Source organism: Vibrio sp. PBL-C16 (assembly GCF_034321865.1).
In the GTDB taxonomy this organism is placed as follows: Bacteria; Pseudomonadota; Gammaproteobacteria; order Enterobacterales; family Vibrionaceae; genus Vibrio; species Vibrio alginolyticus.
Window position 1 is genome coordinate 1,056,070 of record NZ_JAXLNY010000001.1, and the last position, 18,429, is coordinate 1,074,498.

Sequence of the window (18,429 nt, forward strand, 5' to 3'; positions counted from 1 at the left end):
AATTACACCGGCATCTTCATAATATCTTCAAATGAGGTCACGACTTTGTTGCGCACTTGCATCAAAGCATTAAAGGACAAGCTGGCTTTTTGGCTCGCGACCATTGCACCAACTAGGTCATCACTTTTTCCTGTTTCTACGGCCGTCATTTTTTGACTAGCCACTGATTGATGTTGATTCACTGTATCCAACACATTTGTCATCGCTTGTGAGAACGATAAAGGTGCGTTTAGTGATTGTTGATCTAAAGGATTTGCACTCACGATAAACTCTGGCGGCTGCACTTGTGCCTGCATCGCCTGCATTTTTGACAACATAAGTTGCTCTGCCGAGACCGCATGAGTAGGTTGACTTGCCATCTATTTTTTCTCCTATTAGGCAGCCGAGCCTAGTGCCGACTGTAAATCAATACCATGTTCTCGCATTGCTGCGAGCTTGTAGCGTAGCGCTCGAGTAGAGACTCCAAGCGCGTTTGCGGTTTTCGTTCGGTTTCCACCAAACTGACGTAACTTTTCCAAAATAAACTGATATTCAGCTTGCTTCTTCGCTTCTACATGACCAAAACTTGAAGTTGGCTCTGCTGTAGGAACTGACGCGACAAGCTCAATAGGCAGCATCAGGTCATGGGCTGTAATGTAATCACCATGACGCATGACCAAAGCGCGTTGAATGACATTTTCCAACTCACGAATATTGCCCGGCCAGTGATACTGACTCAGCGCACTAATCGCATCTTGGGATAGGTGACAGCGGCTGCTATCTTGATACTTTTCAATAAAGAATTGGCTAATCGGTAGAATGTCCTCTTTTCTTTCACGCAAAGGCGGCCAGTGCAGAGGCAGCACATCTAATCGATAATAAAGATCTTCACGGAACGTGCCTTTTTGAACTTCCTCACGTAAGTCTTTGTTGGTTGCCGCAATAACACGAATATCGAGCTGAACGGCTTTATGGCTACCAACACGTTCTACTTCACGCTCTTGAAGGACGCGTAACAATTTAGCTTGAACCGCAGGTGACATTTCACCAATCTCGTCAAGCAGAATCGTCCCGCCATTTGCTTCTTCAAACTTACCGCTTTGAGAATTTGTCGCTCCGGTGAACGCGCCTTTTACATGACCGAATAGCACAGCCTCTAACATTGACTCTGGAATGGCGGCACAGTTAACCGCCACAAATGGACCATTGATACGCGGAGAGTGCTCATGCACATATCGCGCCAGCACTTCTTTACCCGTTCCCGATTCACCTGTAATAAGCACACTCGCGTTAGTACATGCTGCACGATGCGCCAATTGCAGAACTTGTTTGCTTCTCCAAGACTCCGCAACAATGTTGGCCATTGGCTTACCTAACGCTTCAACACGTTTAAGCAGATTAACCAACTGATTAGATTCAAATGGGCGTAATAGATAATCAGTAGCGCCCGCTTTCATCGTCTCAGCAGCCAAGATGCCTTGTTCTTGGTCGACAATCGCAATAACAACACCCGAATTTCGCTGCTTTTGGTGACACGCGACAAACTCACGAACACACATATCCGGCAGCGTAGAGCTCACTAAAGTGATTTCTGCTCGCTCTTCAAGCAAAGCGCCTCGACCAGTACGAGTGTGTTTCGCGGTGTAACCTGCATTTTGCAACACATCCAATACTGGTTGAGCAAGAGCTTCATTTGGCTCAACCAACAAAATTTTCGTTTTCGTCATCATTGAACCTTAACTTTCGTTTGTTGATTTTGTGATTGTAGATCTGGGTAGTGTTTCGTAGCCGTATACTCGTTGTCCCTCACTAAACGCAGGGTGACACGTCGGTTTTTTGCTTGGCCATTAACCGAGTTATTGCTGGCAATTGGGTAACGCGAACCATGAGCTCGTGTTTCGATCATCGACTCGTCGACCCCAAGCTCAATCAAAGCGTTGGTGACTTGCTCTGCTCGAGTACGTGACACAGAAAGGTTCGTTAAACTTGAACCAACGTTATCGGTGTGACCGTCGATGAGGATTTTGGTCACTCGATCATCCACAGATACATAGCTATACAGCGCTTTTAGTGTTGCTTTCTGTCCACGACTTAACGTCTTCTGACCAAACTCAAATGAGAGCGCCATATCCCTTGCCTCTGAAAAAGACAATTTAGGCAATCGCGCGCGACACGCATTAAATGATTTCAATGCGTTTTGAATTTGAAGAGTAGGAATCACAATCTCTGAAACAGAGGAAGCATTACTTCCTTTAAGTGACAGTGTCACCCAACTACCCGAAGCAATTGAATCCATGAATTCTTCAGCGCCTTTATTAAAGATGAAACGCTGAGACGGCTTAGTAAATTCAAGGGAGCCAAATTCTTTTCTATAAAGCTCATTACTCCAAGGAGCATTTTGAGTTGTTAAAGCAATCGTTTTCCATTTATTGTTTTCATATTCTATATCGGAAATAAAATAGAATTTATTATTAGGTTCCGCTAGGAAATAAAACTTCCCATAGTCATTATTTGATTGCAACAAGTTGCATTTGAATTTATTTCCCTCATATGTCCATTTAGAGAGGTCCATAGGGATTGTTAAGACTTCTTCTGAATATGACACTTTTGAAAAAATAAAACTGATAACAATAATTGTGTTACAAATTATCAAACGGACATGATTCATGTATATCTTACATTCCCATGACTTAAACCGTTTAATTAAATATGCCACCAAGCCGAGAGAACTGGCATAGCTAATCATTTTAATTACCTATTCTGAATATTAAAATTGGTTACAAAACGCTCAAGAGAGCACGCTTAGCCTCCAACGGAAGCTTTAAGCATAAAAAACAGTATCTTATAATTTATTTATTTGAAGTGGTTGTTACGCCATAAAGGCAATTTAAAAAATCTATAACAACTAAAACGCTCAACATTGTTATTTTATTTATTAAGTGATTTATAACGAAAACTAACTCTTTTTAAATTTCATTAAAAGATTATGACTATATGAACAAAGCAACATGTGAACTAAAGTCACAATCTTAGAGTTTGGAGCTAAAAGATCATTAAAATTTCTGTGTAGACTACACGCCATTAAGTTAAAACACTTTCGATTGTTAACGCACGGTAAAATATAAATGGAAAATAGAGTTAGCGAGCCTATTTCTGATAGTCAACTACTTGATGTAGAATTATTAGGCAAACCTATTCATATCATTCGTGAGAAGCTCGATAATTTAATTTCAGAATCTTGCTCAAACCTTACGACTGAATTACAAAATTGGCTCAGCACAGGAAAAGTGGAAGCTAGCTTAACCTCAGTAGACTTGCACCGCTTTACATCGGTTGAGATGGACAAAGAGCAAACGTCGACCTATCAACATCAGGAAGGCGGCATGGTATTCATCCATGGTAACCCTCACACGCTAATAAAGTTGGCTGATAGATTTTATGGTGCAAGTGCAGAGCGTTCAGCCGCTACTCTGACGGCCAGTGACTTACGTTTACAAGAGCGCATCAGTCGAATCATCATCGGTTGGCTTGCTCCTGGTGAAATGTGGGACACGGGTGAGTATGAGACCCCTAGAGGAATTGGCATTAACGTTCAATTAAACATTGCGTTTGACGATCATCAAGGCTCAATTCATCTCAAGCTAGATGGTCATCTTATTCAAACGCTGATCGAGCAGCTTGAACTACAACCTGATACCGATTTATTTCAACCTTTCTGTCGTTCTTTAGAGACGACCCCCGTTCGACTGAACGTTGTTCTAAGTAAAAAGAAGATGCCTTTAAGTGATGTGGTTGGCTTACAACCCAACGATATTTTACCTATTGAGCTTCTTAACACGGTTCCAGTAAGCATTGGCAACCAATCTCTATTTACAGGTCGTATTGCCGAGCAAGACGGCCAACTTGTTTTGATCTTTAACCCTGATAAGGAACCGCAGCGATGAGCGAAGCGCTAGAAACTAATGCATTCGACGCAGAAGAACTGAACTTTGATGATTTTCAATTAGAAGACTTTGAAGCCGAAGATACGCTCCAACAAGAACCAGCCACTGCGGAACGTGACCTTAGCTTTTTCAAAAGCATTCCTGTCACAGTCACGCTGGAAGTTGCGAGTAAGGAGATCCCACTTGGGGACTTAATGAAAGCGGGTGAAGGCACGGTTATCGAGTTGGAAAAGCTCAATGGCGAGCCTTTAGACGTGAAAGTAAACGGTTCTCTTATGGGCCACGCTGAAGTTGTCGTTGTCAATGATAAGTATGGACTTCGTCTGATCGATGTACATGACTCTGCATTGAGTGGCGTTGGTCAATAATCTTAGGTAGGCATCACAATGAAAAATCTGAGCGCTTGGCACCGTTGGTTACCTCTTTTGGTATTGGTGTCACTTTTGTTTGCTTTCCCAACAATGGCGGCTGACAACGGCTTAACTATCTTGTCCGTTTCTGATGGCGACACACAACAAGAATACAGCGTTAAACTGCAAATTCTGTTGTTGATGACGGCGCTCAGTTTTCTTCCAGCATTTATTTTGATGGCGACGAGCTTTACTCGAATTGTCGTTGTCCTTGCGATTTTGCGCCAAGCTCTTGGTCTTCAACAAAGCCCACCTAACAGAGTGTTGGTCGGGATCGCTCTCGCATTGACGTTACTGATTATGCGCCCTGTCTGGAGCGATATTTATGAAAATGCGTTTCAGCCATACGACAACGGCGAAATCACGCTAATACAGGCTTTTTCTGTTGCAGAGAAACCAGTGAGAGAGTTCATGCTGGCACAGACGCACCAAAGCTCTCTTGAACAAATGTTACGTATTGCCAATGAGCCTCTCGACCAAAACGTTGAGGATATTTCATTTGCCGTTGTCTTGCCTGCATTTGTCATTAGTGAACTAAAAACCGCCTTCCAAATTGGTTTTATGCTTTTCATCCCGTTTTTGGTCATCGACTTGGTTGTCGCCAGTGTCCTGATGGCAATGGGTATGATGATGCTATCACCTTTAATTGTCTCACTTCCCTTTAAGTTGGTGGTATTTGTACTCGTGGATGGTTGGGCAATGACAGTTGGCACCTTATCTGCCAGCTTCGGTTAACTAGGAGCAGTTATGACCCCAGAACTAACCGTAACGTTATTTTCCGATGCAGTATGGCTGATCATTTTGATGGTTGCCGTATTGGTTGTTCCAGGCTTAATTGTCGGTTTGTGTATCGCCGTATTTCAGGCTGCCACACAAATCAACGAGCAAACACTCAGCTTTTTGCCACGTTTGCTCGTTACCTTATTAATGGTGATTTTTGCAGGTCACTGGATGCTCCGTAAGATCATGGAACTGTTTGATTTCTTGTTCCACAACATACCAGGGATGATTGGCTAATGGCCATCACATTTGCAGAGCTCTCGGCGATACTCGGTCAACTCTGGTGGCCGTTTTTTCGTGTGGGAGCCGTATTTATTTCAATGCCTTTCTTTGGTGATGCGATTATTCCTGTTTGGGTTCGTACTTTACTGGCCCTCTCGATCGTTGTCATTACTGGACCGTTAATGCCACCCATGCCACAAGTCGAGTTATTCTCTATGACTTCTCTGTTCCTTGCTTTTGAGCAAGCTATTTGGGGAGTAATGTTTGGGTTAATTTTGCACATGCTCTTTAACGTTTTCACCATGCTTGGTCAGGTGATTTCTCTGCAAATGGGCTTAGGTATGGCGATGATGAATGATCCTATTAACGGGCTTTCTGTCGCCATTTTGGGACGCATATTTCTGATTTTCTCAACCTTGTTGTTTCTTGCGCTAGAAGGACACTTACTCGTCATAGATATCGTGATTCAAAGCTTTGTTGTTTGGCCAGTCGGATCTGGTATCACATCGCTTTCTCTGCAAGGTGTTGTCAATATTTTCGGTTGGATGTTTGCCTCTTCACTCGCTTTGGCTTTGCCCGCTATTGTTTCCATGCTTCTAGCCAACATCAGTTTTGGTGTAATGAACCGAGCCGCACCATCACTTAATGTCTATGCGTTAGGTTTTCCTATGACGATGCTGCTGGGTCTATTCAGCGTATTAATCTCAGTTTCTGGTGTTCCTGGTCGCTACACGGCGCTCGTTCACGACACCATTAGACACTTGAGTAACTTTATGTTGGGGGGAGCATGAGCGATCAATCTTCTCAAGACAAAACTGAAAAAGCCTCACCGCAGAAGGTAAAGAAAGCCCGTCAGGAAGGACAAATTCCTCGCGCGAAAGAGTTTACTACTGCGGTTATATTTCTAGCGGTGGCGCTCTACTTTTACTCTCAGCTTAATAGTATTTGGGAAAGCATGTCGGGGATCTTTCGCTACAACATGATGCTGACGCGAGCCGACCTAGAAAATCCTAAACAACTTGTCGAGCAATTGGGACAAAGTTTAGCAGTCATCATCGACATGCTATTACCATTGTTTACCGTCATTATTATCGTGACCTGTGGTAGTAGCCTTGTGCTAGGCGGCTGGATGTTCCGTCCCGCGAACGTGATGCCAAAGCTCAGCAAAATTAATCCTTTGAGCGGGATAAAGCGCATTTTTTCGACCCGCTCAGTGGTTGAGCTCTTAAAGTCGACGTTCAAAGTAGCCGTGATCTTCGGCATCTTATATGGCTATTTAGACAACCACTTACAGCCATTACTTGGCATGCAAAACCTCCCACTCAGCCAAGGTTTTTCTCTAGTAATGTCAATTCTGTTTGAAGGCTTACTCTTAATGGGCTTCGCCTTGTTGTTATTTGGGGTTATCGACATTCCTTATCAGCGTTGGGAACACCTAAAAGAACTCCGCATGACGAAACAAGAATTGAAAGAGGAATTTAAAAATAATGAAGGTCGTCCGGAAGTAAAACAACGTATTCGTCAAATACAGCAACAGTTTGCGCGCCGTAAGATCGATAAAATGGTGCCGACGGCTGACGTGATCATCACAAACCCAACGCACTACGCAGTCGCACTGAAATACGAGCCTTCGCTTTCTGACGCGCCCTTTGTCGTCGCAAAAGGCGTAGACGAAACTGCTATGCACATTCAACGTATCGCCCGAGAAAACAAAGTGGAAATCATTAACTCCCCGCCACTTACCCGTTCGATTTATCACACGACGGCGATTGAACAAGCAATCCCAAGCCAACTGTACATCGCAGTGGCACATATTCTTACTTACGTTTTGCAATTGAAAGCCTTTCGTAAAGGTGAGGGAAAAGAGCCAATTCCTTTACCTCATTTTTCGATTCCAAAACATTTGCAGCACTGATTAACCCGCGTTTATCCAAGGACACGAAAGTATGCTTAACCGGTTAAAACAACTTCAAACATCAACCAAAGGCTACGTTGGCATTCCAATCGTCTTGCTAATGATATTAGCAATGGTGATTCTTCCTTTGCCTCCTCTGCTACTGGATGCGCTGTTTACCTTTAATATCGTCTTAGCAATCCTAGTATTGCTGGTCAGCACAACCGCAAAGCGACCATTAGATTTCTCTGTTTTTCCAACTATTTTGCTGGTCGCAACATTATTACGTCTCACATTGAACGTGGCTTCTACGCGAATTGTACTCCTAGAAGGACATAATGGTGGTGACGCAGCGGGTAAGGTCATTCAAGCATTCGGTGAAGTCGTCATTGGCGGTAACTACGTCGTTGGTATGGTGGTGTTCGTCATCTTGATGATCATCAACTTCGTCGTAATCACCAAAGGTGGTGAACGTATTTCTGAGGTTTCAGCCCGCTTTACGTTGGATGCTTTACCAGGCAAACAAATGGCAATTGATGCCGACTTAAACGCTGGCCTTATCGATCAGGAAACGGCTCGCTTACGCCGTAAAGAAGTCGCCAACGAAGCCGATTTTCATGGTTCGATGGATGGTGCATCAAAGTTTGTGCGTGGCGATGCCATCGCAGGTTTGTTGATTCTGTTTATCAATATCATTGGTGGTATCAGTATTGGTGTCTTCGAGCATGGACTCGCTGCGTCTGACGCCTTTAAAACTTATGCCCTACTCACAATCGGTGATGGTCTAGTTGCTCAAATTCCTTCACTACTATTGGCAACGGCTGCCGCGATTATCGTTACGCGAATTAATGATAGCGATAATGGCATGTCGGAAACCATGCAAAAGCAATTACTGGCAACTCCTGCAACGCTATTTACTGTCGCAGGTATTATGGCGGTAATCGGTATGGTACCGGGTATGCCACACCTAGCCTTTTTTGCGTTTGCTGGCGCATTAGCGTTCGCAGGGTGGCGTCAAACCAAGAAGCCAGTGCAAGACTCCCAGATTGAAGAGGTCGAAGCACTTTCACAAGCAATGCAAGACGATGATACACCGCTGACATGGGATGATATTCCTCACGTCCAAACATTATCACTTGCGCTTGGTTATCGACTCGTCCATCTAGTCAACAAAGAACAAGGGGCTCCTTTATCACAACGTATCCGCGGTGTGCGTCGAAACCTTTCTGAACAAGTTGGCTTTTTATTACCTGAAGTTCGTATTCGTGACAACCTGAGCCTCAAGCCAAACCAATACACAATTTCTCTAAATGGCGAAGTCATTGAGCAAGGTTTTATTGAACCAGAGCGTTTAATGGCGATAGCGGTTGGCGAAACTTACGGTGAGGTAGATGGCATTTTGGGTAGCGATCCTGCTTATCAGTTGCCAGCTGTGTGGATTGAGCATCAAGATAAAGCAAAAGCACTTAATATGGGTTACCAAGTTGTCGATGATGGCACTGTTATTGCCACTCATATTAGTAAAATCATGAAGACAAACCTTGCAGAATTGTTTACGCACGACGATGTGGAAGCAATAACCCAGCGTTTGACACAACAAGCCCCGAAACTAGCAGAAGCATTAGCAGCAGCACTTAATCCAGCACAGCAGCTGAAAGTATATCGTCAGCTTTTATTGGACCAAGTGCCACTAAAAGATATTCGCACGATTGCCAACACAATGTTGGAATCCGCGGAAAATACAAAGGACCCGATCCTACTTGCATCTGATGTACGCTGTGCACTAAAGCGTACGCTTGTTAACTTAATTGCAGGACAAAAGAACGAATTAAATGTCTACGCACTGTCTGATGAGTTAGAACAAATGCTACTAACTTCACTGCAACAAGCACAATCTTCTGGTACGGTAACACTAGATAGCTTCCCAATTGAGCCAAACATTCTTGGTCAGTTCCAACAAAACTTGCCATTGATCAGACAACAGCTTAAACAACAGGGGCTACCTCCGATCCTTCTCGTTATGCCACAGCTGCGCCCTCTTCTAGCGCGTTACGCTCGTACATTTACACAAGGGCTGGCAGTATTGTCTTACAACGAAATCCCAGAAAACAAACAAATCAATGTGGTAGGAAACCTTGGTTAATCTTATTTCAACACATGCGATGTACGAACATTTGGTTGGTCTCGCAGTACAACATATCGTCACGGATGACGATCAATTAGTCTTTGATGCTTTAAAACACAATGATGTCCAACACGCATGCCAAGCAATTAGGGAAGCTCAATCAGGAGAAGTAGAATTCCAACACCTGACGTTGAGATTTGGTATGCGTGGAGAACAAAGTGTCTATCAATTCAAACTCTCTGAACAAATGCAGTACTGCCTGGATTTGTTCAGTCTTTACCTTGCACTAAGACAAACACAATTTCAGTTAGAAGCCTTTCATCACGACTTGATTAGTAATGTTGTCGTGCCGATTCGCGTGGATGCATTACTGTGGGAGCCTGGGGTTTATTTCCTCGAACAGACGATTCAATTCCACTCTTCTGCTTTTCAACATGTGATTCCTTCTCTTCAAGCTGATGAAACGTTATGTGATCGTGATAAAGTCGCCACACTCACCAAAAAGTTAAAAGAGAATGCATATTCACTTTGGTTTGAAGTCGCGACATCGCAAGTGAACTTCGAGCGCGTCGCAGACTTTAGTCCCGATATGATCAAATTGTCAGTCACACTAGAGGATAAAGAAGAAAGACACGCTTTCCTACCTATTGCTAAGTTCTTAAGAAAGCATAAATATACTTGGGTTGCCGGACGTGTAGCGAGTCAAACGGAACTTAACCGTTATCGTTTATTGGGTGCCAGTTATTATTTTGGTTATTTCAGCGATATCCCAACCTCTCTCTCCTTTCAGTCTTTTGATGAGGAATAGTTGAAACTCAACCATTTATATTTAAAACAGCACGATTTATTCGTGCTGTTTTTTTATTTATAACGGATAACCACAAGATCATTGGGCAATAGTTTCTTTAACTTAACTAAAAAATTTAGGCTTATATGATGATTTTCCCGGTTTTCATGGAATACAAATCACTAAAAATCATCAATTTTTATCTTTTTTAGAAATTTTTTAATTTTCAAATTAATCATTAAAGCCGACCGACCGCCTCTAGTTAGTGACAAGGGAATATCCCGAGGCCTGAAAGATATAGTGACTAACTAAGGAGACTAAGATGGCTTTATCAATGCACACTAACTACGCTTCGCTTGTAACTCAAAACACAATGAACACAACAAGCGGACTTCTAAACACAGCAATGGAACGTCTAAGCACAGGCTACCGTGTGAACTCAGCTGCTGATGACGCTGCTGGTCTTCAAATTGCTAACCGTCTAGAAGCGCAAACACGCGGCATGTCAGTAGCAATGCGTAACGCACAAGACGGCATCTCTATGATGCAAACTGCTGAAGGTGCGATGGATGAAATGACAAACATCGTTTACCGTATGAACGACCTTGCTACACAATCGTTGAACGGTTCAAACAGTGCAACAGACCGTGCGTCTCTTAACAAAGAGTTCACACAGCTTACTGCAGAACTAAACAACATCGTAGACAACACTAAGTTCGGTGGTCAAAACCTTCTTAAAGGCGGCGGCTTCGGTGCAGGTGACGTAACATTCCAAATCGGTGCATCTTCTGCTGAAACATTGACTGTAAGCGCAAGCGCAGGTATCGGTGAAATCACTACTATTCTTGCTGATGCAGCAATTACAGATGGTATCGATGACGCGACTAAAGCAAAAGCAGCACTAGACAAAATCAGCGGCGCTGACGGTCTAGTAGAAAAAATTGGTAGCTCTCGTGCAGACTTCGGTGCGAACATCAACCGTCTTGAGCACACTATGGCTAACCTTGGTAACATGGTAGAAAACGTTACAGCATCTAAAGGTCGTATCATGGATACAGACTTTGCAGTAGAGTCTTCAAACATGACTAAGAACCAAATGTTGATGCAAGCAGGTACAACTGTTCTGTCTCAAACTAACCAGCTTCCAAGCATGGCAATGTCACTACTACGCTAATTACTTAGTTAATAGTGCGCTTAATTTAAATCGTCTTAATTATAAAGCCTTCCTATGGAAGGCTTTATTTTTATCTACGAATATAAATAGAGCTCGTATTATCTTTGTGAGATTCAGGCACTCTGAATCCGAATTTCAACATAATATTAAATAAAACCTTATTAAACAGTTCTAATTCTATCGTCTCTAATTTGCTTCCTATTTTACTATCTCTAAGTTCAGGAAAATTGAACTTAGCTTCCTTTAAGATACTAGCTATCTCATCAGAATTGATGCTCTGTTTACTTAATAGTTTTTTGTTAATGAACTCTTCATATGCACGAGCACACTTCATCAATCGTAACGCAAATTCATTCATAACTGACATTCTTTGAAACGTAAAAAATTTAATTTTTAGTGAGAACACTTGCACGTCACACTATCAAAAATAATATCAAAACGTAATTAATGTACTCTGTAAGAATTATCTGAATCAAGCTGAAGTAAAGGCTGAATATAACGTCTAATTAAAACATCTCTCCTAATTAGAACCGTCAATACAATTAAATATTTTCTTTGTTTAGGTCGCCTTTTCTTATAAGGAAATTACTTTTTCCATGGAGGAAGGCGGAACAAACAAGGTGGAAACACCACTTCCTCCCAAGAAAACAAAATAGCTTTAAACCTTTGTTTTAATTGAATTTAATATACGGCACGTATCTTGCCACTGATAATTAAACTAAGGCGTAGCATTCAAAGTATTCAAGCCAATAAGAGATGAGAGGAGCACACCTCATGAGTTCTTTAGACCCAGTAAAAATGGCAACCCAATTCGCACAATTGGACACAAACCCATTCAAAAACCGTTACCAAGCGCAAGCTAATGTGTACCAGTCACAACTGTCAGCTTTTAATAAAGTTGAAAGCGCACTACGTGATTTTCGTACTGCAATGAAAGAGATGAATAACAGCACAAACAGCATCATCAAAAACAGTGCGACACTCTCTCAAGAAGGTAACTTTACTGCAAACGCGGATGCTAAAGCGCTAACGGGTAACTATCAGATTTTTGTAGAAAAAGTGGCAACAGCACATCAAGTATCTACAGGAATGCCTGCAGACCTTGAGGCGACGACAGAAGTACCAACAACTGGATCTTTAGAATTCACCATCAACGGTGAAACAATGACTCTAGACTTGTCCTCCGTTGATGTTAATGGTGACGGCACTGCAACGATCAGTGATTTAGCAAGTGCGATTAACAATCACACGGATAACCCTGGCGTTAACGCCACTCTAGTTCGCTCGAATGGTCAAACACACTTTATGCTATCGAGCACTGAGACTGGTGTCGAAAATAAGATCAACGTATCTGCAACAGGTACCGGCCAAGCGTGGTTTGAAGACGCCTTCACCAACCTCAAGCAAATTAACGCTCCGCAAGATGCGGTTATGTGGCTAGGTGCAAAAGACTCAGGCCTGAAACTAACCAACGCAAGTAATACTTTTGAAGGTGTCATCGACGGTGTTGACATTACCGTATCTAAACCGCAAGCCGCGGGAGATTCGCCAATCGGTTTAAAAATCGGAGCTGATAGCGAAGGCACTAAAGAACAACTAGATAAGTTTGTGGAAACCTACAATGCCCTTGTTTCGACTATCGATCAGTACACCCAAATTGGCGGTGAAGATCAGAAACGCGGCGTGCTCGCTAGCGACTCGACATTGCGTTCTATTGAGAGTCAGTTAACGGGGTTAATCCGAGGTGAACACAATGGTATGCGCCTAAGCGAAATCGGCGTGAGCCTAGACCGCAACGGTAAAATGAAAGTTGATCAAGAAAAGTTCAAAGAAGCTCAACAAACAAACAGCGCAGGCTTAGAGGCGTTGTTTAATGGGGATGACGCTTTGCTAGATTCTCTTGACGCAATGGTAGAGCCTTTCTTGAAGTTCTCATCAGGTACCTTTAGCACGCGTAAAGACGCAATACAGTCAAGCTTAGACCGAATCAAAGATAAACAAACCAATTTAGAGCGTAAGTACGAAATGTCGTACAACCGCTATCTCAAACAATTCACTCAAATGAATTCAATTATGACCCAAATGAACCAAACCATGTCCATGTTTAAAGCTCAAAAATAAGACATTTGGTTCCAAATTTAGGAGAAATATTCATGCTTATGGATTCTGGTTACGATTCGTACCAACAAGTCGATCTCGACGCTCAAGCGGCAGCAGCAAATCCACACCAATTGGTCATCATGTTAATCGATGGCCTACTCGATGAAGTTGAACGTATTCGCGGCCACCTAGCCGCAAATCGTTTGGCCGAGAAAGGGAATGGAATCAACAAATGCATGAACATCTTGATTGGACTAACAAGTGCTCTAGATGATGAAAACGGCGGTGAAATTGCGGAAAACCTACGCCAGCTGTATGACTTCTGCCAAGTCGAACTTTATTACGCTAGCGTGCAAAACGATGCAAATCGCTTGGTTAACGTTGAGCGTGTAATGGGTAACATTCGTGAAGGTTGGATGAATTTTGGACAACAAGCATAAAGTATCGCCAGAGCGATTCCGTCATTTATCTCAGCTCATCCAGTTCGCCGCAAAAACGGCCGATTGGCATGCGCTCAAGCGGTACGACTTGCAGTTGCGAGAGCTTTTGATCAGTCACAAGCCTTTTTTGAAAGATCCTAAGCTTGCCCCTGAAATCCAGCGAGCGAAAACAGTGCACGCTAATGCCTTCGCAGTATTAGAGAAGTCGACCAACGAGTTGAAAAAAGAGATGAACATGGTCAATGACCATCAAGAACGCGCTATGGCCTATCAATTAGCAATGACCATGGAGCTAACTCAATGATCATACCTTCTTCAACTCAGCACTCGGGTAATTCGCCAGCTAACAATGAGGGTCACATCAAGCAAGCGAACTCGGTACACGGCTTTTCTCATGGTTTTAAATCAGGGAACAAGCAGAATAGTGAGCAAGACTTTAACTCTGCGTCAGCGGTACCGAGTTTTCACCTTACGGCCTCTACTTTGAACAGCGCAAACAAAGTACAAAGTCATGGTTTTGATACAGATGACCGCTCAGCTTCAGATCCGGATGCCAACTTGACCAGTACACCAGGGTTAACAGAATCGACTGATCTTGCAGCGCAAGCTCAAGCTTTAACCCAGGGTATGATTACCATGGCAGAGAAGCAGGCTGAGAAACTAGGAAAAGCGTCATCTTTAATGACTGCGAGCGAAGTTAAGTCTGTTACTCAAGATTCGTCTAACGCTATGTTAAACACATCATCAAAACAAGATGTGAAGCAAAGTCTGCCGACTTCATCGAGTTCGCGTTTGCCTATCTCCGGTGCTGAGTTTCAAACTCTTTTGAATCAACCTGTTCAAGGCCAACCAACCGCATCTCTACTTCAAGCACAAGCTCCTACAACACAACCTGCACATTCACCGGTTGCGACGAGTCATGTTCAAGCTCAAGGCTCTGAGTGGGCAGCGGTGCGTGTTGATACCACTGCCGGAAAGTGGGGGGAGCAAATGATGCAAGTTTTACATGATCGCGTGACGCTCCAAGCTCAACAAAATGTACAAGAAGCAAAAATCCGCCTAGACCCACCAGACTTGGGGAAACTGGATTTACTTGTACGTGTTGAAGGTGACCGATTGAGTGTCCACATCAACGCCAATGCCGCAGCAACACGAGAAGCTTTAATGCAAGTTTCGGAACGATTGCGTACTGAGTTACAAGAGCAAAACTTCGTTCATGTCGATGTCAATGTTGGCTCTGATCAAAACCAAGGTCGAAATGACCCACATGCAAACGAAGAAGACGCCAATATTTTCGCCGCACGAGAATCTGGTGCATTCCAAACCACGACAACAACTAACTATTCAGAACACTGGCTAAGCACTCAAGCTTAGTGAATCTTCGAGGAAAAAGGTTATGACCAAACAACAAATGATCGCCCTGTTTATCGCCATGATCATCACCAGTGCCCTCGTTTCGGCCGTCACAATTATGGGCGGAATCTGGTACTTAAACAAACACGCTCAAGAGTCACCTGACTCTGGTTCACTGATCGAAGACTCTCCACTGTCTTTTTTGGTCACAGAACAACCGACAAGTAAAGGTCCTAGCTTCCATCCTTTGGACAAAGTCGTTTTGACCGTTAAAGGCAAGAAACAGACTCACTTTGTGATGCTAGAACTGGCAATTGAGACACGCCGTCCAGAGCGTATCAAAGAGATCGATGAATACATGCCTATGGTACAAAACTCTCTATTAAAACTGTTTAGCGACAAAACGTTTGATCAGTTACAGCAAGCGGGTGCCATCGATATTCTGCAAGACGAAGTGAAGCAAACGCTTCTACTCGCTTTTGCCAAAACAGACATCGTCCGAGAAATCGACGATGTTTTGTTGACTAAATATGTTGTGCAATAACGGAGCACAACCATGTTAGACATGAATGTACAAGACACTTACACCACAGAAGAGGAAGTGACAACACCGTCACGACCAATTGATGAAAACGCATTGCTACAACGTCATCAGGTCATGGTAAAACGCGTAGTTAACCAGCTGCGCGTTCATGCCACTTCTCACTGTAGTATTGAAGATATGCAGCAGATAGGCCTTATCGCTCTAGTCGAGGCTGGACGCCGATATGGCGATGTTGACGATCCTCACTTTCCTGCTTTCGCCGTTTGTCGAGTTCGGGGAGCTATTTTAGACGAATTACGCCGACTAGATTGGCGTTCACGTAAGACTCGTCAACAAGCCCACGAGCTCAACGACGTGACTCGAGATCTCACTCGAACGTTAGGTCGAATGCCAACGGATGCCGAAATCATCCAGGCTTTAGGGACGAATGAGCAAGATTATTACAACCGCCAAAATGCCGCTCTCGCAGGCGAGATGCAAAGCCTTGACCAACTGATGGAGAGCAGCGGTGATAGCTACATTGGCGGGCAATACGATGGCATGGAACATGAACATATTCGTCGTAGTTTAGACAGTGCTTTGGGTAAGTTACCTAAGCGCGATCAACTGCTCCTGACTCTGTTCTATCAACATGAACTCAACTTACACGAAATAGCTCTGGTATTGGATCTGACACCACCTCGTATATGTCAGCTTCACAAACAAGCGCTGAAACAACTCAACCAATTAATGTCCTCTTAGGAGTCACAAGATGCAAAAGTTTTTTGGAGTGCTCACTATCCTGGTGTGCGTCTTCGGTGGATATATGTGGGCCGGTGGTAGCTTAGGTGCTATCTGGCAGCCAGCCGAATTCCTTATCATTATTGGCGCCGCTGCTGGTTCTTTGATCATCGGTAATCCGCCTCATGTACTGAAAGAAATGCGTCGCCAAGTGCCAGCGACCATTAAAGGTCCAACAGAAGAGCATGAGTACTACATGGAATTAATGGCACTACTCAACAACTTGCTAGAGACAGCGAGAAACCGCGGATACAAGTTTCTGGATTCTCATATTGAGGCTCCGGAGCAAAGCTCTATGTTCCTCGCTTACCCGACGATCGCAGAAGATCATCGCCTAATTTCTTTCATTACTGACAATTTACGTTTAATGGCAATGGGACAGATGTCGCCTCATGAATTAGAGGGACTGCTAGAGCAAGAAATCGAAGCAATACAGAACGAAATGCTTTTACCTTCACGCTCACTACAGCGTACAGCAGAAGCACTACCTGGCTTCGGTATTCTTGCAGCAGTTGGTGGCATTATTATCACCATGCAAGCTATTGATGGCTCAATCGCTATGATTGGGTATCACGTTGCGGCAGCTCTCGTTGGTACATTCATTGGTATTTTCGGTTGTTACTGTGGCTTAGATCCACTAAGTAACGCCATGGCTCAGCGAGTAAAACGTAATATGACTGCTTTTGAGTGCGTTCGTGCAACCTTGGTTGCCTACGTAGCGAAAAAGCCGACATTGCTCGCCATTGACGCTGGTCGTAAACATATTCAGCTAGACATCAAACCAACATTCAACCAAATGGAGAAGTGGTTAGCTGAACAGGAGGGATAATGCAAAAACAAGAGCATGTAGTGTTCAAACGTGCCAAAGTATACAGCCATGATGAGTCGTCTCATGGCGGCGCGTGGAAAGTCGCGTTTGCTGACTTCATGATCGCCCTAATGGCGCTGTTTCTTGTACTTTGGGTTATGCAGGTGGTAGACAAAGAAGAGCGTAAAGCGATTGTTGCCCACTTGCATAGTTCAAGCGTATTCGACAAGAGTTACGGCAACCCATTTGATACGTCACAAAGTATTTCTCCTATCGACTTGGCACAGGACTCTTCTGTGCCAAGTAAACACAACTCCAACCATGTGGTAAGCTCTTACTTCAAAGGTGATGGGGATGGACCAGAAATTGATTCTTTGATTCCTGGTAACTTCGATACTCAAGAGCAACTTGCCGCACTAGCGAAAGTAATTGAGCAAATGACTGCCCAAATTAATGCGCAGGGAAATGTAAACGTCACGGTGACACCACAAGGTTTGCGTATCGTCCTTCAAGATGATTACAAACAGCATATGTTCAGCCGTGGTGGTGCAGAACTTACTCCTTTTTTTGAAGATTTACTGCTCGCACTAGCACCTGTATTTCATCGTGTTAACAACCCTCTGATCATCAGCGGACACACAGATGCAATTCCATTTAAAAAGCGTTTTGGTCGTCAATCTAACTGGGCGTTATCAGCCTCTCGAGCAGACGTAGCAAGAAATACGTTAGTTGAAGGCGGTATGCCGGATGATAGAGTAATGCAGGTAACGGGTATGTCAGATAGAGCGCTGCTTAATCCTGATGAGCCAGATTCTAGCGAAAACCGTCGTATTGAGCTGTTTGTTTTAACGACTCCTGCCGCTAAAGTGCTTGAGACCCTTTTTGGCAACCACCAAGAAAGCGAACTGCAAAAAGCGAAAGATAAGGCTGAATTCAACCAACCAGTCATTCGTCAAGAAGTCATCAATTACTCCGGCGATACCGCCACCAGCGAAGTAAAAATTCAAGAATTATAATCTTAAAAGGTCACCACTCTGATGGTGACCTCTCTAACCAAAGCCTCTGTTACTGTGACTTTTTAGTTGAGTT

21 protein-coding genes are annotated in these 18,429 nt (G+C 43.6%); 17 read left to right on the forward strand and 4 right to left on the reverse strand.

Annotated features, from left to right (window positions below; all coding sequences use genetic code 11):
* Nucleotides 1–2 precede the first annotated feature (2 nt).
* Genes fliE through UQW94_RS04495 form a run of 3 tightly spaced genes read right to left on the reverse strand, consistent with a single transcriptional unit; the run spans nucleotide 3 to nucleotide 2,725 of the window.
* Nucleotides 3–359: a flagellar hook-basal body complex protein FliE gene (fliE, locus tag UQW94_RS04485; protein WP_005375045.1), complete on the reverse strand. Its 357-nt coding sequence runs from the start codon at nucleotides 357–359 to the stop codon at nucleotides 3–5.
* Between the two features lie 15 nt (nucleotides 360–374).
* Nucleotides 375–1,706, reverse strand: a complete 1,332-nt coding sequence (locus tag UQW94_RS04490; RefSeq protein WP_031778880.1) for a sigma-54 interaction domain-containing protein — start codon at nucleotides 1,704–1,706, stop codon at nucleotides 375–377.
* Nucleotides 1,706–2,725 carry an OmpA family protein gene (locus tag UQW94_RS04495; protein ID WP_256896028.1) on the reverse strand — a complete coding sequence of 340 codons (1,020 nt, stop codon included), beginning with the start codon at nucleotides 2,723–2,725 and terminating at the stop codon, nucleotides 1,706–1,708. Before UQW94_RS04495 ends, UQW94_RS04490 begins: the two co-directional genes overlap by 1 nt.
* A 379-nt stretch (nucleotides 2,726–3,104) precedes the next feature.
* Here UQW94_RS04495 and UQW94_RS04500 point away from each other — a divergent pair, with 379 nt between their 5' ends.
* The 9 genes from UQW94_RS04500 (at nucleotide 3,105) to lafA (ending at nucleotide 11,315) form a co-directional block, all read left to right on the forward strand.
* On the forward strand, nucleotides 3,105–3,923 hold the full coding sequence (locus UQW94_RS04500; protein ID WP_005375039.1) for a FliM/FliN family flagellar motor switch protein: 819 nt from the start codon (nucleotides 3,105–3,107) through the stop codon (nucleotides 3,921–3,923).
* Nucleotides 3,920–4,291 carry a flagellar motor switch protein FliN gene (gene fliN / locus UQW94_RS04505; RefSeq protein ID WP_005375038.1) on the forward strand — a complete coding sequence of 124 codons (372 nt, stop codon included), beginning with the start codon at nucleotides 3,920–3,922 and terminating at the stop codon, nucleotides 4,289–4,291. The genes UQW94_RS04500 and fliN overlap by 4 nt, the downstream gene beginning before the upstream one ends.
* Nucleotides 4,292–4,309: 18 nt before the next feature.
* A complete protein-coding gene (fliP, locus tag UQW94_RS04510) occupies nucleotides 4,310–5,068 on the forward strand; it encodes a flagellar type III secretion system pore protein FliP (protein WP_005375037.1) in 759 nt (252 codons plus the stop codon).
* Between the two features lie 12 nt (nucleotides 5,069–5,080).
* Nucleotides 5,081–5,350, forward strand: coding sequence for a flagellar biosynthesis protein FliQ (gene fliQ / locus UQW94_RS04515; RefSeq protein ID WP_005375036.1), 270 nt, complete (start codon nucleotides 5,081–5,083; stop codon nucleotides 5,348–5,350).
* Nucleotides 5,350–6,126, forward strand: coding sequence for a flagellar biosynthetic protein FliR (gene fliR, locus UQW94_RS04520; RefSeq protein WP_005375027.1), 777 nt, complete (start codon nucleotides 5,350–5,352; stop codon nucleotides 6,124–6,126). The genes fliQ and fliR overlap by 1 nt, the downstream gene beginning before the upstream one ends.
* Entirely contained in the window at nucleotides 6,123–7,250 is a 1,128-nt protein-coding gene (gene flhB, locus UQW94_RS04525; protein ID WP_005375025.1) for a flagellar biosynthesis protein FlhB, read from the forward strand. The genes fliR and flhB overlap by 4 nt, the downstream gene beginning before the upstream one ends.
* Nucleotides 7,251–7,281: 31 nt before the next feature.
* Nucleotides 7,282–9,372 (forward strand): flagellar biosynthesis protein FlhA, encoded by a 2,091-nt coding sequence (gene flhA, locus UQW94_RS04530; RefSeq protein WP_005375024.1) that lies wholly within the window; start codon nucleotides 7,282–7,284, stop codon nucleotides 9,370–9,372.
* A 19-nt stretch (nucleotides 9,373–9,391) separates the two neighbouring features.
* A complete protein-coding gene (locus tag UQW94_RS04535; RefSeq protein ID WP_005375023.1) occupies nucleotides 9,392–10,162 on the forward strand; it encodes an EAL domain-containing protein in 771 nt (256 codons plus the stop codon).
* A gap of 301 nt (nucleotides 10,163–10,463) precedes the next feature.
* Nucleotides 10,464–11,315: a lateral flagellin LafA gene (gene lafA, locus UQW94_RS04540; protein ID WP_005375019.1), complete on the forward strand. Its 852-nt coding sequence runs from the start codon at nucleotides 10,464–10,466 to the stop codon at nucleotides 11,313–11,315.
* Between the two features lie 70 nt (nucleotides 11,316–11,385).
* Here lafA and UQW94_RS04545 read toward each other — a convergent pair whose 3' ends face one another.
* Nucleotides 11,386–11,673 carry a hypothetical protein gene (locus UQW94_RS04545; protein ID WP_005375016.1) on the reverse strand — a complete coding sequence of 96 codons (288 nt, stop codon included), beginning with the start codon at nucleotides 11,671–11,673 and terminating at the stop codon, nucleotides 11,386–11,388.
* 416 nt (nucleotides 11,674–12,089) lie between these two features.
* On the opposite strand from UQW94_RS04545, the gene fliD reads away from it, so the two are divergent.
* The 8 genes from fliD to UQW94_RS04585 are packed head-to-tail and all read left to right on the forward strand — an operon-like array spanning nucleotide 12,090 to nucleotide 18,356.
* Nucleotides 12,090–13,436, forward strand: coding sequence for a flagellar filament capping protein FliD (gene fliD / locus UQW94_RS04550; RefSeq protein WP_042521679.1), 1,347 nt, complete (start codon nucleotides 12,090–12,092; stop codon nucleotides 13,434–13,436).
* A gap of 32 nt (nucleotides 13,437–13,468) precedes the next feature.
* Nucleotides 13,469–13,855, forward strand: coding sequence for a flagellar export chaperone FliS (fliS, locus tag UQW94_RS04555; protein WP_005375014.1), 387 nt, complete (start codon nucleotides 13,469–13,471; stop codon nucleotides 13,853–13,855).
* A complete protein-coding gene (locus UQW94_RS04560) occupies nucleotides 13,839–14,159 on the forward strand; it encodes a hypothetical protein (protein WP_005375013.1) in 321 nt (106 codons plus the stop codon). The genes fliS and UQW94_RS04560 overlap by 17 nt, the downstream gene beginning before the upstream one ends.
* A complete protein-coding gene (locus tag UQW94_RS04565) occupies nucleotides 14,156–15,229 on the forward strand; it encodes a flagellar hook-length control protein FliK (protein WP_213871272.1) in 1,074 nt (357 codons plus the stop codon). Before UQW94_RS04560 ends, UQW94_RS04565 begins: the two co-directional genes overlap by 4 nt.
* Before the next feature lie 22 nt (nucleotides 15,230–15,251).
* The gene (locus UQW94_RS04570) at nucleotides 15,252–15,752 is read left to right on the forward strand and encodes a flagellar basal body-associated FliL family protein (protein WP_005375011.1); all 501 of its coding nucleotides are present in this window, start codon (nucleotides 15,252–15,254) and stop codon (nucleotides 15,750–15,752) included.
* Nucleotides 15,753–15,764: 12 nt separating this feature from the next.
* Nucleotides 15,765–16,493 (forward strand): FliA/WhiG family RNA polymerase sigma factor, encoded by a 729-nt coding sequence (locus tag UQW94_RS04575; protein ID WP_005375008.1) that lies wholly within the window; start codon nucleotides 15,765–15,767, stop codon nucleotides 16,491–16,493.
* Between the two features lie 10 nt (nucleotides 16,494–16,503).
* A complete protein-coding gene (motA, locus tag UQW94_RS04580; RefSeq protein ID WP_005375006.1) occupies nucleotides 16,504–17,361 on the forward strand; it encodes a flagellar motor stator protein MotA in 858 nt (285 codons plus the stop codon).
* Nucleotides 17,361–18,356 carry a flagellar motor protein MotB gene (locus UQW94_RS04585; RefSeq protein ID WP_005375003.1) on the forward strand — a complete coding sequence of 332 codons (996 nt, stop codon included), beginning with the start codon at nucleotides 17,361–17,363 and terminating at the stop codon, nucleotides 18,354–18,356. Before motA ends, UQW94_RS04585 begins: the two co-directional genes overlap by 1 nt.
* The last annotated feature ends 73 nt before the right edge of the window (nucleotides 18,357–18,429 follow it).

What these genes read in the sequence shown, in the direction of transcription:
- fliE (WP_005375045.1), bottom strand. Translation starts at nt 359, where the DNA reads ATGGCAAGTCAACCTACTCATGCGGTCTCGGCAGAGCAACTTATGTTG.
- UQW94_RS04490 (WP_031778880.1), bottom strand. Translation starts at nt 1,706, where the DNA reads ATGACGAAAACGAAAATTTTGTTGGTTGAGCCAAATGAAGCTCTTGCT.
- UQW94_RS04495 (WP_256896028.1), bottom strand. Translation starts at nt 2,725, where the DNA reads ATGATTAGCTATGCCAGTTCTCTCGGCTTGGTGGCATATTTAATTAAA.
- UQW94_RS04500 (WP_005375039.1), top strand. Translation starts at nt 3,105, where the DNA reads ATGGAAAATAGAGTTAGCGAGCCTATTTCTGATAGTCAACTACTTGAT.
- fliN (WP_005375038.1), top strand. Translation starts at nt 3,920, where the DNA reads ATGAGCGAAGCGCTAGAAACTAATGCATTCGACGCAGAAGAACTGAAC.
- fliP (WP_005375037.1), top strand. Translation starts at nt 4,310, where the DNA reads ATGAAAAATCTGAGCGCTTGGCACCGTTGGTTACCTCTTTTGGTATTG.
- fliQ (WP_005375036.1), top strand. Translation starts at nt 5,081, where the DNA reads ATGACCCCAGAACTAACCGTAACGTTATTTTCCGATGCAGTATGGCTG.
- fliR (WP_005375027.1), top strand. Translation starts at nt 5,350, where the DNA reads ATGGCCATCACATTTGCAGAGCTCTCGGCGATACTCGGTCAACTCTGG.
- flhB (WP_005375025.1), top strand. Translation starts at nt 6,123, where the DNA reads ATGAGCGATCAATCTTCTCAAGACAAAACTGAAAAAGCCTCACCGCAG.
- flhA (WP_005375024.1), top strand. Translation starts at nt 7,282, where the DNA reads ATGCTTAACCGGTTAAAACAACTTCAAACATCAACCAAAGGCTACGTT.
- UQW94_RS04535 (WP_005375023.1), top strand. Translation starts at nt 9,392, where the DNA reads ATGTACGAACATTTGGTTGGTCTCGCAGTACAACATATCGTCACGGAT.
- lafA (WP_005375019.1), top strand. Translation starts at nt 10,464, where the DNA reads ATGGCTTTATCAATGCACACTAACTACGCTTCGCTTGTAACTCAAAAC.
- UQW94_RS04545 (WP_005375016.1), bottom strand. Translation starts at nt 11,673, where the DNA reads ATGAATGAATTTGCGTTACGATTGATGAAGTGTGCTCGTGCATATGAA.
- fliD (WP_042521679.1), top strand. Translation starts at nt 12,090, where the DNA reads ATGAGTTCTTTAGACCCAGTAAAAATGGCAACCCAATTCGCACAATTG.
- fliS (WP_005375014.1), top strand. Translation starts at nt 13,469, where the DNA reads ATGCTTATGGATTCTGGTTACGATTCGTACCAACAAGTCGATCTCGAC.
- UQW94_RS04565 (WP_213871272.1), top strand. Translation starts at nt 14,156, where the DNA reads ATGATCATACCTTCTTCAACTCAGCACTCGGGTAATTCGCCAGCTAAC.
- UQW94_RS04570 (WP_005375011.1), top strand. Translation starts at nt 15,252, where the DNA reads ATGACCAAACAACAAATGATCGCCCTGTTTATCGCCATGATCATCACC.
- UQW94_RS04575 (WP_005375008.1), top strand. Translation starts at nt 15,765, where the DNA reads ATGTTAGACATGAATGTACAAGACACTTACACCACAGAAGAGGAAGTG.
- motA (WP_005375006.1), top strand. Translation starts at nt 16,504, where the DNA reads ATGCAAAAGTTTTTTGGAGTGCTCACTATCCTGGTGTGCGTCTTCGGT.
- UQW94_RS04585 (WP_005375003.1), top strand. Translation starts at nt 17,361, where the DNA reads ATGCAAAAACAAGAGCATGTAGTGTTCAAACGTGCCAAAGTATACAGC.